At 65.0% G+C, this 12,909-nt stretch carries 13 protein-coding genes; 10 read left to right on the top strand and 3 right to left on the bottom strand.

The genetic code is table 11. From position 1 onward, the window contains the following. Positions 1-130 precede the first annotated feature (130 nt). Positions 131-877: a phosphoglyceromutase gene (locus BS38_RS0111995; protein WP_028271027.1), complete on the top strand. Its 747-nt coding sequence runs from the start codon at positions 131-133 to the stop codon at positions 875-877. A 77-nt stretch (positions 878-954) separates the two neighbouring features. Here BS38_RS0111995 and phoU read toward each other — a convergent pair whose 3' ends face one another. Continuing rightward, positions 955-1,617: a phosphate signaling complex protein PhoU gene (gene phoU, locus BS38_RS0111990; protein WP_028271026.1), complete on the bottom strand. Its 663-nt coding sequence runs from the start codon at positions 1,615-1,617 to the stop codon at positions 955-957. 203 nt (positions 1,618-1,820) lie between these two features. Between phoU and BS38_RS0111985 the strand changes: the two genes are divergently transcribed. After that, positions 1,821-3,041 carry a sensor histidine kinase gene (locus BS38_RS0111985; protein ID WP_028271025.1) on the top strand — a complete coding sequence of 407 codons (1,221 nt, stop codon included), beginning with the start codon at positions 1,821-1,823 and terminating at the stop codon, positions 3,039-3,041. Continuing rightward, entirely contained in the window at positions 3,038-3,718 is a 681-nt protein-coding gene (locus BS38_RS0111980) for a response regulator transcription factor (protein WP_011690590.1), read from the top strand. The genes BS38_RS0111985 and BS38_RS0111980 overlap by 4 nt, the downstream gene beginning before the upstream one ends. Before the next feature lie 141 nt (positions 3,719-3,859). On the opposite strand, the gene BS38_RS0111975 is transcribed toward BS38_RS0111980, so the two are convergent. Then, positions 3,860-4,402 (bottom strand): hypothetical protein, encoded by a 543-nt coding sequence (locus BS38_RS0111975; RefSeq protein ID WP_028271024.1) that lies wholly within the window; start codon positions 4,400-4,402, stop codon positions 3,860-3,862. 351 nt (positions 4,403-4,753) lie between these two features. Between BS38_RS0111975 and BS38_RS0111970 the strand changes: the two genes are divergently transcribed. From BS38_RS0111970 to rlmB, 6 genes are all read left to right on the top strand, one after another. After that, positions 4,754-5,236, top strand: a complete 483-nt coding sequence (locus BS38_RS0111970) for a CarD family transcriptional regulator (RefSeq protein ID WP_011690592.1) — start codon at positions 4,754-4,756, stop codon at positions 5,234-5,236. A 112-nt stretch (positions 5,237-5,348) separates the two neighbouring features. After that, positions 5,349-6,170 carry a 2-C-methyl-D-erythritol 4-phosphate cytidylyltransferase gene (gene ispD / locus BS38_RS0111965; protein ID WP_051628870.1) on the top strand — a complete coding sequence of 274 codons (822 nt, stop codon included), beginning with the start codon at positions 5,349-5,351 and terminating at the stop codon, positions 6,168-6,170. Positions 6,171-6,172: 2 nt separating this feature from the next. Continuing rightward, positions 6,173-6,667: a 2-C-methyl-D-erythritol 2,4-cyclodiphosphate synthase gene (gene ispF, locus BS38_RS0111960; protein ID WP_028271022.1), complete on the top strand. Its 495-nt coding sequence runs from the start codon at positions 6,173-6,175 to the stop codon at positions 6,665-6,667. 67 nt (positions 6,668-6,734) lie between these two features. Further along, a complete protein-coding gene (locus tag BS38_RS0111955; protein ID WP_028271021.1) occupies positions 6,735-7,061 on the top strand; it encodes a hypothetical protein in 327 nt (108 codons plus the stop codon). Between the two features lie 45 nt (positions 7,062-7,106). Continuing rightward, a complete protein-coding gene (gene cysS, locus BS38_RS0111950; RefSeq protein WP_028271020.1) occupies positions 7,107-8,576 on the top strand; it encodes a cysteine--tRNA ligase in 1,470 nt (489 codons plus the stop codon). A 123-nt stretch (positions 8,577-8,699) separates the two neighbouring features. After that, positions 8,700-9,686 (top strand): 23S rRNA (guanosine(2251)-2'-O)-methyltransferase RlmB, encoded by a 987-nt coding sequence (gene rlmB, locus BS38_RS0111945; protein ID WP_028271019.1) that lies wholly within the window; start codon positions 8,700-8,702, stop codon positions 9,684-9,686. A gap of 148 nt (positions 9,687-9,834) precedes the next feature. On the opposite strand, the gene BS38_RS0111940 is transcribed toward rlmB, so the two are convergent. After that, complete coding sequence (locus tag BS38_RS0111940) at positions 9,835-10,653, bottom strand: carbon-nitrogen hydrolase family protein (RefSeq protein WP_028271018.1); 819 nt, start codon at positions 10,651-10,653, stop codon at positions 9,835-9,837. A 128-nt stretch (positions 10,654-10,781) separates the two neighbouring features. On the opposite strand from BS38_RS0111940, the gene glgX reads away from it, so the two are divergent. Continuing rightward, entirely contained in the window at positions 10,782-12,896 is a 2,115-nt protein-coding gene (glgX, locus tag BS38_RS0111935) for a glycogen debranching protein GlgX (protein ID WP_028271017.1), read from the top strand. Positions 12,897-12,909 lie beyond the last annotated feature (13 nt).

Genomic DNA, 12,909 nt, shown 5'->3' with positions numbered 1-12,909 from the left:
AAGCTTAACGGTGCGGCCCGGTCCTTAACGGTGCGGCCCGGTGGCCGGGCACTGACCCTTGAGTGAGGGGGAGCGGCAGTGTGATGTAACGCTCGGCGGCACAGCCACCTGCTCGGCTAGGATGAAAACCATGACTTACAAGCTGATTCTGCTGCGCCACGGCCACAGCGAATGGAACGCCAAGAACCTGTTCACCGGCTGGGTGGATGTCGATCTCAACGACCAGGGCCGCGAGGAAGCGGCACGCGGCGGCGAGCTCCTGGTTGAGAACAATGTTCTCCCGGACGTCCTGTACACCTCCCTCCTGAAGCGGGCCATCAACACGGCCAACATCGCCCTGGACAAGGCAGACCGCGGCTGGATCCCGGTCAAGCGCGACTGGCGCCTGAACGAGCGCCACTACGGCGCGCTGCAGGGCAAGGACAAGGCGCAGACGCTGGCCGAATACGGTGAAGAGCAGTTCATGGAGTGGCGCCGTTCTTACGACACCCCGCCGCCGGCCCTGGACGACAGCAGCGAGTTCTCCCAGGCGCACGATCCCCGCTACGCCGGCCTGGGCGACGCCCTCCCGCGCACCGAATGCCTCAAGGACGTCCTGGTCCGCCTGATGCCCTACTGGGAATCGGACATCAAGGAAGACCTCAAGGCGGGCAAGACCGTGCTGGTGACCGCCCACGGCAACTCCCTGCGCGCGCTCGTCAAGCACCTTGACGGCATCAGCGACGAAGCCATCGCCGGCCTGAACATCCCCACCGGCATCCCGCTGGTCTACGATCTCGACGAGAACTTCAAGCCGCTGAACCCGGGCGGCACGTACCTCGACCCCGAGGCCGCTGCCGAGTCCATCAAGGCTGTGGCCAACCAGGGCAAGAAGTAGGGCAACGCTTTAACGAACGACGGCGGGCTGGTCACCAATGGTGACCAGCCCGCCGTCGTTCTTCCGGCGACCGGAAGTCAGCTGATTTCGGTGCTGTGCGGGTGCCACGCGCCGGTGACCAGGTACGTGACCTTCTGGGCTACTGAGACGCCGTGGTCCGCGAACCGTTCAAAGTAGCGGCTGGCCAGGGCAACGTCCACCGTGGTGGCCGGCGACTCGTTCCAGTCGCTGCGCGCGATGGCCTTGAAGACACTCAGGTGCAGGTCGTTGACGGTCGCGTTCGCCTTGAGGATGTCGCGGGCAACTTCCAGATCGCGCGTTTCCAGCAGTTCGGTGAGCTTGTCCGCAATCAGCTGGTCCTGCTCGGCAAAGTTCTTGAACGTGTCCGCGAGCTGCGGCGGAATTACGTTGGCCGGGTAGCGGAGCCGCGCCAGCTGGGCGATGTGCCGGGCGAGGTCTCCCATGCGCTCCAGCGAGGCGCTCATCCGCAGCGAACCCACGATCATCCGAAGGTCGCTGGCCACGGGCCCCTGCAGCGCCAGAATGTCGATGGCCCGCTCGTCCAGGCTGTTCTGCAGGAAGTCGATCCTGGCATCAGCGGCGATGACATCCTGGGCGAGGTCGACGTCGGCCCCTTCGAAGGCCGTCGTGGCCTTGTTGATTGCCTCGCTGACGAGCTTCGAAATCTCGACGAGCTGCTCGCCCACCTGTGTGAGCTCCTCCTGAAAAACCTTGCGCACTACGCGTCCTTTCCTTGGAAATCCGGCCCCACCGGGTGGCGGCCGGATTTCGTGTCACCGCTCTGCAGTCCAACCAATAACTCTGTCAGTGCCCGGTGAACTGTTACGCACCTATAGGTGAACGTTAGCTGAACCCCGCGGTGAATCGCATCAGATTCGCTTCCGGGGCCCGGGCCAGAGCATAAGCTGGAGCCGTGGATCCTATGCTCATCGGTGTCATCGCAGGCCTCGTCGGCCTGTCATTCGGCATCTTTGGCGTGCTCGCGTTCCGGGTCAGCGAACAGCAGCGCAAGCTGGTGGATGTTGAGTTCGACGAACCGGCACTGCCGCCGGGCGCCGCGGAGGTGCTCGCCGTCGTCGGCCGTGCTTTCGTTGTGGTTGACGCGATCGACGGCGTGGTGCGGGCGAGTCCCGCGGCCTACGCTTTCGGCCTGGTCCGGGGCCACACCGTGGTCCACAGACAGCTGCTGGACATGACCGCGAAGGTGCGGCGGGACGGCGTGATCCTCGAGAGTCAGTTTGAACTGCCCCGCGGGCCGCTGGGGCAGGGCACCATCATCGTCCAGGTCCGGGCAGCCATGCTTGGCGAGGAATACATCCTGCTGCTGGCGGACGACCGGACCGAAATCACCCGCACCGAGGAAATCCGGAACGACTTCGTGGCCAACGTCTCCCACGAACTCAAAACGCCCGTGGGTGCCATTTCCCTGCTGGCTGAGGCGCTCGAATCGTCGGCGGACGACGAAGTGGCGGTCCGCCGCTTCGCCCAGCGCATGCAGAAGGAATCAAAGCGGCTCGCGGCGCTGGTGCAGGACATCATCGAGCTGTCCCGGCTGCAGGGCGCCAGCGTTGCGCAGCAGGCGCACCCGGTGGACATCAACTCCGTGGTCACCGAAGCCGTTGACCGTTCGCAGCTGCCCGCCGAAAGCAAGAACATCTCCATTGTGGTGGGCGGCCGCGTGGACGCCATGGTCTACGGCGACCAGGACCTGCTGGTGACCGCCCTTCGAAACCTGATCGACAACGCCATCCGCTACTCCCCGGAGAACACCCGCGTGGGGATCGGCGTGCGCTCCAAGGAGGGCCTGGTCTCCATCTCGGTCACGGATCAGGGGGAGGGCATGAGCCCCGAGGACCAGGAACGGGTTTTTGAACGCTTTTACCGCGTGGACGCCGCCCGGTCCCGGCAAACCGGCGGCACAGGCCTGGGCCTGAGCATCGTGAAGCACGTCATCTCCAACCATGGCGGGGAAGTGACGCTGTGGTCGCAGCCCGGCCAGGGGTCCACCTTCACCATCCGGCTTCCAGAGATGGAAGGGCAGGACGACGGCGACGCCCCCGCGGCGCCGGCAACGGCCGCCCTCAGCAACCCACCACACAGTAACGACGCCACCGGCGTCCATGAGCAAGGAGCCAGCGCTTGAGCAGGATTCTCATAGTCGAGGATGAGGAGTCGTTCAGCGACCCTCTGTCCTACCTTCTGGGCAAGGAAGGATTCGAGGTGGAAGTCGTGGACAACGGCCTGGACGCAATCACGGAATTCGACCGGAACGGCGCCGACCTCGTGCTCCTGGACCTCCAGCTGCCCGGCCAGTCCGGCACCGAGGTCTGCCGGCAGCTGCGCCAGCGCTCCTCTGTGCCGGTCATCATGCTGACGGCCAAGGACGCTGAGATCGACAAGGTGGTGGGGCTGGAACTCGGTGCCGACGACTACGTCACCAAGCCCTATTCGTCCCGGGAACTCGTTGCCCGCGTCAGGGCGGTCCTCCGCCGGCAGGGCGAGCCGGAGGAGCTCATCACCAACACGGTCCAGGCCGGCCCCGTCAGGATGGACGTCGAACGCCACGTGGTGAGCGTCGACGGCGAACAAGTGTCGCTGCCGCTGAAGGAATTCGAACTGCTGGAGATGCTGCTGCGCAATTCAGGCCGCGTATTGACCCGGGGCCAGCTCATCGACCGGGTGTGGGGATCGGACTACGTGGGTGACACCAAAACCCTGGACGTCCACGTCAAGAGGCTCCGCAGCAAGATCGAGCCGGACCCGTCAGCACCGAGGTACCTTGTGACGGTCCGGGGCCTGGGCTACAAGTTCGAGCCGTAGGCCGCACCCCGGCAACACCGGGACATGCCGGGCCGCACGCCCGGTGCGGCAAGCCCGGGACCAAAGAATTCAGACGCAAAAGGAGGGCCCCCGCGCGGCGGGAGCCCTCCTTTTTTGCTGTGCCGGCATTTGCTGTGCCGGCTAGTGGCCCGCGCTGCTCGAAGGCGTCGGCGACGGCGTGGCTGACTCCGAGCCCGTGGGCTCGCTGCCTTCCGGCAGGTACTCCTTGTACTCGGGGAGGGTGGCGTCCAGGACGGGCACCTTGACCTTGGCGGTCTGGTTGGTGCCGTCCTCGGAGATGGTGACCTCGGACAGGGAGCCGGGCTTTGCGCCCGTGCTGCTGAGGATCGCCGGATCCGTGGACTCGTTGAGGAGCGTGTAGGAATTCTTCTTCACGGACACCTCCGTCCGAGAGCCGCCCGCACCGTTGATGGTCAGCTTGACGTCGCTGGAAGAGGAGTTGTACACGGCGCCGACCACGCGGCCCGGCTTGTCCTCGCCAGTGGAAACGATCATGAAGTTACGGATCTGGAGGGGACCGAGGTCTTCCCGGGTTCCGTCCGATGCAGAGTACTGCTCAGAGGTCTGCTGCGGGTTGATGTAGCCGCAGCCGGTCACGGACAGCAGGCCGATGGCAAGTGCTGCCGTTGCCATTGCCAGCTTGCCGCGCTGGCCCCGGTTCATCGCAGTGAAACGCACGTCACGCACTCCTTGAGAGTCTTGAAACATTATTCAGCCATAGCCTATCCTCTTGCGGTCTCAAACAAGGATTCGGGCAGTACACATTCACGTCCGGAAAGCAGTCCCCTCCCGGCCGCTCACTGCATGGCCGGGCGTGCCGGAACCCGGCCGGCGACTGGCCGGACCCGCCCTTGGCACAGCCTTCCTCATGCACTAATATCCGCATCCGTCAAGGGGTTGAAGGGGGTCGATTGGCCCCATTTTCCTTGTATTTCCGCGGTTCGCGGCCCCGATCCGTGCCAGTTGTATGCCTGAATCGTGATAAACTGGTCTGCGGGAAAGGGGAAAGTCCACATGGTTTTTGAGGTCGGCGAGACAGTAGTTTACCCTCACCACGGTGCAGCAAAAATTGAAGAAATCAAGATGCGCACTATCAAGGGCGAAGAGAAGATGTATCTCAAGCTCAAGGTGGCTCAGGGTGATCTGACCATTGAAGTTCCAGCAGAGAACGTTGACCTGGTTGGTGTTCGTGACGTAGTGGGCAAAGAAGGTTTGGAGCATGTCTTTGACGTGCTGCGGGCCGAGTTCACTGAAGAGCCTACCAACTGGTCGCGTCGTTACAAGGCAAATCTGGAGAAGCTTGCTTCCGGGGACGTCATCAAGGTGGCAGAGGTCGTTCGTGACCTGTGGCGCCGTGATCACGACCGCGGCCTTTCCGCAGGTGAGAAGCGTATGCTGGCCAAGGCCCGCCAGATTCTGATTTCAGAACTGGCGCTGGCTGAAAAGACGGATGAAGAGAAGGCTGCAAGCGTTCTCGACGAAGTCTTGGCTTCCTAAGAATTGAACCCCGGTGGCTCAACGGCCGCCGGGGTTTCTTTTTGCCCTTTTTTAGGAGAATGCCGGGATTTTGCCGGGCGCCGCATGCGCGCAGGCACGTAGTGTTGTGCCCATGAGTGCAACAGAATTTTCGGCCGGATCCGGGCCGGAGGCCGGGGCCCGCGCCGTCAGCCCCGTCGTCGCCGTCGTGCTGGTGGCGGCCGGATCAGGGCAGCGGCTTGGTTACGGCATGCCCAAGGCCAGGGTTCCCCTCGGCGGAGAGCCCATCCTGATGCATGCCCTTCGCGGGATAGTGGCGTCCGGCGTCGCGCAGCAGGTCTGCATCGCCCTGCCGGCCGGCGATAGCGCACTGCGGCGCATGTGCGATGACTTCAAGGCCGAACTCGTCGACGGCGGGCCGCTGCTGACGGTCGTCGACGGCGGCGCGACGCGGGCCGACTCCGTGCGGTCCGCATTGGAGGCGCTGGAAGACGGCACCCAGGCGGTGCTGGTCCACGACGCCGCGCGCGCCCTGACGCCCGAGTCCGTTTTCCACCGTGTGGTCGACTCCCTGGCGGCAGGCGCCCTGGCAGTCATCCCGGTGATACCCGTGGTGGACACCGTCAAGACCGTGGAAGCGACGACGGACGAAGATGCCCGGATCGCGCCGGAGGTAGTCGTGGGCACGGCGCCGCGGGAGAAGCTCCGGGCCGTGCAGACGCCGCAGGGATTCGACCTTGCCACGCTGCTGAAGGCGCACCGGGAGGTGGCAGGGTTCGACGAAGCCCAGGCCGCCGCCATCACCGATGACGCCATGCTGGTGGAACGCCTGGGCGTTCCGGTCCATGCCGTCCGCGGCGCCAGCCAGTCACTGAAGATCACCACTCCCTTGGACCTCATCATTGCGGAGGGCCTCCTGGAAGGTCCCCTGGGCGCACGCTGGGTGGAAGGCTGACCATGGCGGCTCCCATCATTCCCAGGACCGGAATCGGCATCGATGTCCACGCCTTCGCTTCCGAAGACAACCCGCGGCAGTTGTGGCTCGGCGGACTGCTGTGGGAGGGCCAGCAGGGCCTGGCCGGACACTCCGACGGCGATCCGGTAGCCCACGCGGCAGCTGACGCACTCTTTTCGGCCGCCGGGATCGGGGATCTCGGCACGCACTTCGGCACGGACCGGCCCGAATTCGCGGGTGCCTCCGGAGTGACCCTCCTGGCCGAGGCTGCCCGCATTGTCCGGACGGAAGGCTTCGAGATCGGCAACATCGCCGTGCAGTTCGTAGGCAACAGGCCAAAATTCGGTCCCCGCCGGGAGGAGTCCCAGGCGGTCCTCACCGCGGCGGCGGGTGCGCCCGTCAGCGTCAGCGCCACCACCAGCGACGGCCTCGGCTTCACCGGCCGCGGCGAAGGCATCTCGGCCCTCGCCACAGCACTGGTGTACCGGGCGGGCTGAGGCGGAGCGCGCGTTTCGCCTAGGCTTAAGGGATCCATTCCTCAGCCGAACACCCAGGAGAACCCTCGTGAAGAAGCCGATTGCCGCCGTCGTACTCGTTGCAGGGTTGCTGCTGAGCGGCTGCGGCACGCCGAAGATGAGCGTCGAGGAAAGCTGTAAATTCCTCAACGGGGACACGTTCGTGCCAACCGGAAACCAGCAGCAGCAGGCTGACCAGATCGCCAAGCATTACCAGGAAGTGGCGGACAAGGTCGCCCCCGAGGTTGCCGAGCCCATCCAGAAAATGGCCGACATCATGAAGAAGGTCGCAAGCACTTCGCTGGGTACCAAGAGCGCCGAACAGACTGCGCAGCTGAGCGAGCAGAACAACAAGATCGGCGAAGTCTGCAAATAGCCCGCGGTGGGCCCCGGCGCGAAGGCCATCGGCTAATCTGGAGCGGTGACCCTGCGCTTTTACGACACAGCATCCGCCGAAGTCCGCGACTTCGTCCCCCTGATCCCGGGCAAGGTGAGCCTGTACTACTGCGGTGCGACGGTGCAGGGCCTGCCGCACGTGGGGCACATCCGGTCCGCCATTGCCTTTGACCAGCTCACCCGCTGGCTGGAATACCGCGGTTTCCGCGTGACGGTGGTCCGCAACGTCACCGACATCGACGACAAGATCCTCGCCAAGTCCGCCCTCTCCTTTGAACAGGACTTCGAGGAAGGCCCGGACGACATCCGCGAAGAGGAGTGGTGGGCACTGGCCTACCGCTACGAGCAGGCGTTCCTCAAGGCCTACGACACCCTGGGCGTGTCCCGACCCACCTACGAGCCGCGCGCCACAGGTCACATTCCGGAGATGCATGCACTGATCCAGCAACTCATCGACCGCGGCCACGCCTACCCTGCCCTCGACGATTCCGGCGACGTCTATTTCGACGTCCGCTCCTGGAACCGCTACGGGTCGCTCACGCGCCAAAAAATCGATGACATGCAGGGAGCTCCCGACGCCGACCCCCGGGGCAAGAAGGACCCGCGGGACTTTGCGCTGTGGAAGGGGCATAAGGAAGGCGAGCCGACGACGGCGAGCTGGGTTTCGCCCTGGGGCACCGGGCGTCCGGGCTGGCACCTGGAGTGCTCGGCCATGGTCACCAAATACCTTGGCACCGAGTTCGACATCCACGGCGGCGGCCTGGACCTCCGCTTCCCGCACCATGAGAACGAGATGGCCCAGTCCCAGGCGGCCGGCCACGCCTTCGCCAACTTCTGGATGCACAACGGCATGGTGACCTACCAGGGCGAGAAGATGTCCAAGTCCATCGGCAACACCGTCAGCCCCGCGGAAATGCTGGAGCTCGCCTCGCCGCGCGTGGTCCGGTACTACCTCGGCCAGGCGCAGTATCGCTCGGTCCTGGACTACCAGCCCACGTCGCTGCAGGAAGCGGCGGCCGCCATGGAGCGGATTGACGGGTTCATCGCCCGCGCAGTGCGTACCTTGTCCGACAGCGTTGGTTCCGGCGCGGCCGGCCTCCTGTTCGGCAGCCACGGCCAAGTGCCGGACGCCTTCGCCGCGGCCATGGACGACGACCTGAACGTTCCGCAGGCGCTGGCTGCCCTGCACGACACCGTGCGTGCCGGGAACACCGCCCTCACCGCCGGCGACAACGCGGCGGCCAGCGCTGCCCTGCATTCCGTCACCGACATGCTGCGCGTCCTGGGCCTCAACGACGTCGCGGCGCCCGCCCGGGACGACCAGGCGGACACAGCCCTGGGCGTCCTCATCGAAGCCCAGCTTGGCGCCCGGGCACAGGCGCGGGCCACCAAGGACTGGGCGGCGTCCGACGCCATCCGGGACACCCTCGCGGCGGCGGGCGTCTTGGTGGAGGACGGCCCGGACGGTGCCAGCTGGAGCCTCAAACGCGGCTGAGCCGCGGCAGGCAGGATGCCCCGCAGGGTGACAACAGAGCGTCGGGCGGGCCCCGGGCGGGCGATTTAACCTGAGTAAGTAGACTGGAGGTCAGACTTACTCAACAAAGCAAGGGTGAAACTCATGGCCAACAACGGTCGCCGGTCGGTCAAAGCGAAGAAGGGCCCCACCATCGGAACGGGTGGCCACGGCCGCAAGGCCCTCGAGGGCAAGGGCCCCACTCCCAAGGCGGAGGACCGCCCGTACCACAAGGCCCACAAGAACAAGCAGCTCGCCGAGCGGTCCGCCGCCAAGCGTCCGGGCGCACCCCGCGGCGCCGGCGCCCGCTCAGGCCCGAAGGGCCGTGCCACGGAGGAAGTCGTCACGGGACGAAACTCCGTTGTTGAAGCGCTGCGCGCCGGAATCCCGGCCAAGGCCCTCCACGTTGCCATCCGCATCGAAATGGACGACCGCGTCAAGGAGTCCCTGAAGCTTGCGGCCGAACGCGGCATTCCGCTGATGGAAACGGGCAAGCCCGAGCTGGACCGGATGACGGACGACGCCATCCACCAGGGCCTTGTGCTGCAGATTCCACCGTACGAGTACCAGGACGCGTACGAGCTCGCCGAGGAAACCGTGGAGGCCTGGAAGAAGGGCCACGTGTCCAACGCGCCGCTCTTCGTCGCCCTGGACGGCATCACGGACCCGCGCAACCTCGGCGCGATCATCCGGTCCGTATCGGCTTTCAGCGGTCACGGCGTCATCGTTCCGGAACGACGCTCAGTCGGCGTCACTGCCTCAGCCTGGAAGACCAGCGCCGGCGCAGCAGTCCGGGTTCCGGTGGCACGTGCCGCCAACCTGAACAACACCCTCAAGGCGTTCAAGAACATGGGCATTTACGTGCTCGGCCTGGACGGCGACGGCGACGTGTCGCTGCCGGACCTCAGCCTGGCCAAGGAACCCGTGTGCATCGTGGTTGGTTCCGAGGGCAAGGGCCTGAGCCGCCTGGTCCGCGAAAACTGCGACCAGATCGTCTCCATCCCGATCGACTCCGCCATGGAATCGCTCAACGCCTCCATGGCCGTCGGCATTTCCCTGTACGAAGTCTCCAGGCAGCGCTCAGCTAAGTAGGCTTTCGGAGGGCGGCACGGCCGCCCAACGCTCTGTCGCCCCCCCGGAACGCTCTCTCATTTCCTGCGGGTCAAACAGCAACGCTCTATCACCTGGTGATAGAGCGTTGCTGTTTTTGTGGCGAAAGGTGAGAGAGCGTTGCTGGTTTTTAGAACGTGTGGCGGTTGGCCAGGACCGGCAGCTTTGCCCGGGCTTCCTTGACGACGGCGGGGTCCAGGTCAGCGAACAGCAGCCCGGTCCCGCCGTCGAGCTCTGCCAGGACCTCACCGAGCGGGGACACGACAGCGGAGTGCCCCACACCGGTGGGCGCGGAGCCTTTGGTTTCGATGCCTTCGGTGGCAGGATCGCCCTGGCCGCAGGCCAGCACATACGTGGTGGTGTCCACGGCGCGGGCGCGTGCCAGGAGGCGCCACTGGTCGACTTTCCCGGGCCCGGATCCCCAGGAAGCGCACACGATATTCGCTTCGGCGCCGCGGTCGGCATTGGCGGTGAACAAGGCCGGGAACCGGATGTCGTAACAGGTGGCCAGGCCGAAACTGATGCCGCCGAGCTCGAACGTCACGGCCCGCGTACCGGCCTCCACGGTGTCTGATTCGGCGAATCCAAAGGCATCGAACAGGTGGATCTTGTCGTAGCTGGCCTCCACGCCCGGACCGGTGGCCAGCAGGGTGTTGCGCACTTTCCTCGTGCTGTCGCCGGAGCCGTCACCTGACTGCCCCGGGGTGAACATGCCCGCCACGATCACGATGCCGATTTCGGCGGCAATGCCGCGCACCCGGGTCGCCCAGGGGCCGTCCAGCGGCTCGGCAATATCCACGAGCGAATTACCGAATGCGCGCATGGTGGCTTCGGGGAAGACCACCAATTCAGCGCCGCCTTTTTTCGCCTTGCGGGCGAAATTTTCCAAAATGTCCAGATTCGCGGAAATATCGCGGCCTGTAACTACCTGAGCAAGTGCAACTCGCACAATTACCTCCAACGTGGCGTCTCACTTCAGTATGCAACCCGGGACGGGACGCTGAACAAGGCCAGCCCTTTTACCGACACATTGCGGAGAATATCGGACATTTGTGTGGCACAGCTAATATTTAAGCAATGGTTATGCCACTCCTAGACACAGCCTCAACCGTGGACGCCTCCAGGCCGTTTCCACTGGGCATCAGCGTTCCGCGCACGGGCTCCCCGGCAACGGACGATCCTCAGAGTGCCTGCGCCAACGTCGCGGTCTACGCGCCCGGGGTGGCCACGCTGGAAATCGCCTACTGCGCGCCGGGCGGAACGTGGCAACTGAAGACCCTCCCGAACATCACCAACGACGTCCACCATGGCATTGTGGACGGCTTCCCGGTGGGTTCGCGTTACGGCTTCCGCTCCTCGTCCGAGGACGATGCCCTGCCGGTGTCAGTGCCAACCGTGGCTTTTGACGACGACGGCGAGCAGCCGCTGCTGCTGGATCCCTACGGCCGGGCAGTTGATCAGAGCGACGGGTTCCTCAGCAATGTGCGCATGTCCAGCGGATTCGACTGGGGCGGGGACCGCAGCCCGCACGTCTCGTGGCGGAACACCATCATTTATGAAGCCCACGTCCGCGGCCAAAGCATGCTGCACCCGGACATTCCCGAGGACCTCCGCGGCACGTACGCCGGGATGGCGCACCCGGCAATGATTGAGCACCTCACGGGACTGGGCATCACCTCGGTCCAGCTGTTGCCTGTCCATTTCCACTTGGACGAACCCCATCTCCAGAACCTGGGCATGACCAATTACTGGGGCTACAACACCGCGGCCTTCTTCGCCCCGCATCCTGACTACGCCACCCAGGCCGCCCAGGCGGCCGGCCCGCAGGCAGTGCAGGATGAATTCAAAGGCATGGTCAAACTCCTGCACGCAGCGGGGCTGGAAGTCATCCTGGACGTTGTGTACAACCACACCGCCGAAGGCGGTCCTGACGGCCAGACGCTCAGCTTCCGCGGGCTGGGGGAGAAGCAGTACTACCGGAACGACGGCCACGGCCGGTACATCGACACCACCGGATGCGGCAACAGCCTGAACTTCGGCCACCCCCGCGTTGTCCAGCTGGTCCTCGACTCGCTGAGGTACTGGGTGGAGGAGTTCCACATCGACGGTTTCCGGTTCGACCTTGCGGTGACACTCTGCCGCAACGCCGCGAACGACTTCGACCCGCACCACCCCTTCCTCGTGGCCATTGCCGCGGATCCGCTCCTGTCCTCCGTCAAACTGATTGCCGAGCCGTGGGATGTGGGTTACGGCGGCTGGCAGACCGGACGCTTCCCGCCCGGCTGGGTGGACTGGAACGACCACTACCGCGACGCGCTGCGCTCGTTCTGGGTAGGGGACCGGGCCGCGATCGACGCAGGTGGCCAGGGCGGCTCCGTCGCCCGCCTCGCCGATTCCATTTCCGGCTCAGCCGGCCTTTTTGCGGAATCGGGACGCTCCCGCATGGCATCGCTCAACTTCTTCACGTCGCACGACGGTTTCACCCTGGCTGACCTCGTGTCCTACGACCGCAAACACAACGAAGCCAACGGCGAGCAGAACCGGGACGGCCACGGCGATAACCGCAGCTACAACCACGGCTTCGAGGGACCGACTGAAGACGAGGAAATCCTGGCGCTCCGGGCGCAGACCAGCCGCAACCTGATGGCCACCCTGATGGTCTCCATGGGCATCCCCATGATCACAGCCGGCGACGAGATCGGCCGGACACAGCAGGGCAACAACAACGCTTATTGCCAGGACAACCCCATCACCTGGCTGGACTGGACCAGCACACCGGAATCCCACGCCATGCTCCGGAGCACCAAGCGGGTCATCCGGCTCCGGAAGGAGTTCCTGGCGGGCCAGCCGCACCACTATCCTTCCCGGGACAAGCAGGCCTACCTGCACTGGTTCGACGAGCACGGCAAGCCCATGTCCATGGACCAGTGGAACGATCCGCAACACCGCGTGGTCCAGCTGCTGCTGGGCTCGGACGACGGCCAGGTGGACGGACTCGTGGTGGTGAACGGCAGCGCCCACGACATTAAAATCACCCTGCCCGACGTCAGTAACGACGACGGCACGGGCAAGCGATTGTTCGAACTTCGATTGACCACCTCCGAACTCCATGACCGCCGTCAAGGGGTCAGGGTAGCCGCCGGCGAACGCGACGTGGCGCAGTCCAACACCATCAGTATCTACCGCACGTAGGGTTCAGCAGATG

Origin of the sequence: Arthrobacter sp. UNC362MFTsu5.1 (assembly GCF_000685965.1) — a bacterium.
Classification (GTDB): Bacteria; Actinomycetota; Actinomycetes; order Actinomycetales; family Micrococcaceae; genus Arthrobacter.
This window is presented reverse-complemented; position numbering and strand designations above follow the sequence as displayed.

Excerpts from the sequence above, each read along its gene's own strand:
- BS38_RS0111995 (WP_028271027.1), top strand. The coding sequence starts at position 131 with ATGACTTACAAGCTGATTCTGCTGCGCCACGGCCACAGCGAATGGAAC.
- BS38_RS0111985 (WP_028271025.1), top strand. The coding sequence starts at position 1,821 with ATGCTCATCGGTGTCATCGCAGGCCTCGTCGGCCTGTCATTCGGCATC.
- BS38_RS0111975 (WP_028271024.1), bottom strand. The coding sequence starts at position 4,402 with ATGAACCGGGGCCAGCGCGGCAAGCTGGCAATGGCAACGGCAGCACTT.
- BS38_RS0111970 (WP_011690592.1), top strand. The coding sequence starts at position 4,754 with ATGGTTTTTGAGGTCGGCGAGACAGTAGTTTACCCTCACCACGGTGCA.
- ispD (WP_051628870.1), top strand. The coding sequence starts at position 5,349 with ATGAGTGCAACAGAATTTTCGGCCGGATCCGGGCCGGAGGCCGGGGCC.
- ispF (WP_028271022.1), top strand. The coding sequence starts at position 6,173 with ATGGCGGCTCCCATCATTCCCAGGACCGGAATCGGCATCGATGTCCAC.
- rlmB (WP_028271019.1), top strand. The coding sequence starts at position 8,700 with ATGGCCAACAACGGTCGCCGGTCGGTCAAAGCGAAGAAGGGCCCCACC.
- glgX (WP_028271017.1), top strand. The coding sequence starts at position 10,782 with ATGGTTATGCCACTCCTAGACACAGCCTCAACCGTGGACGCCTCCAGG.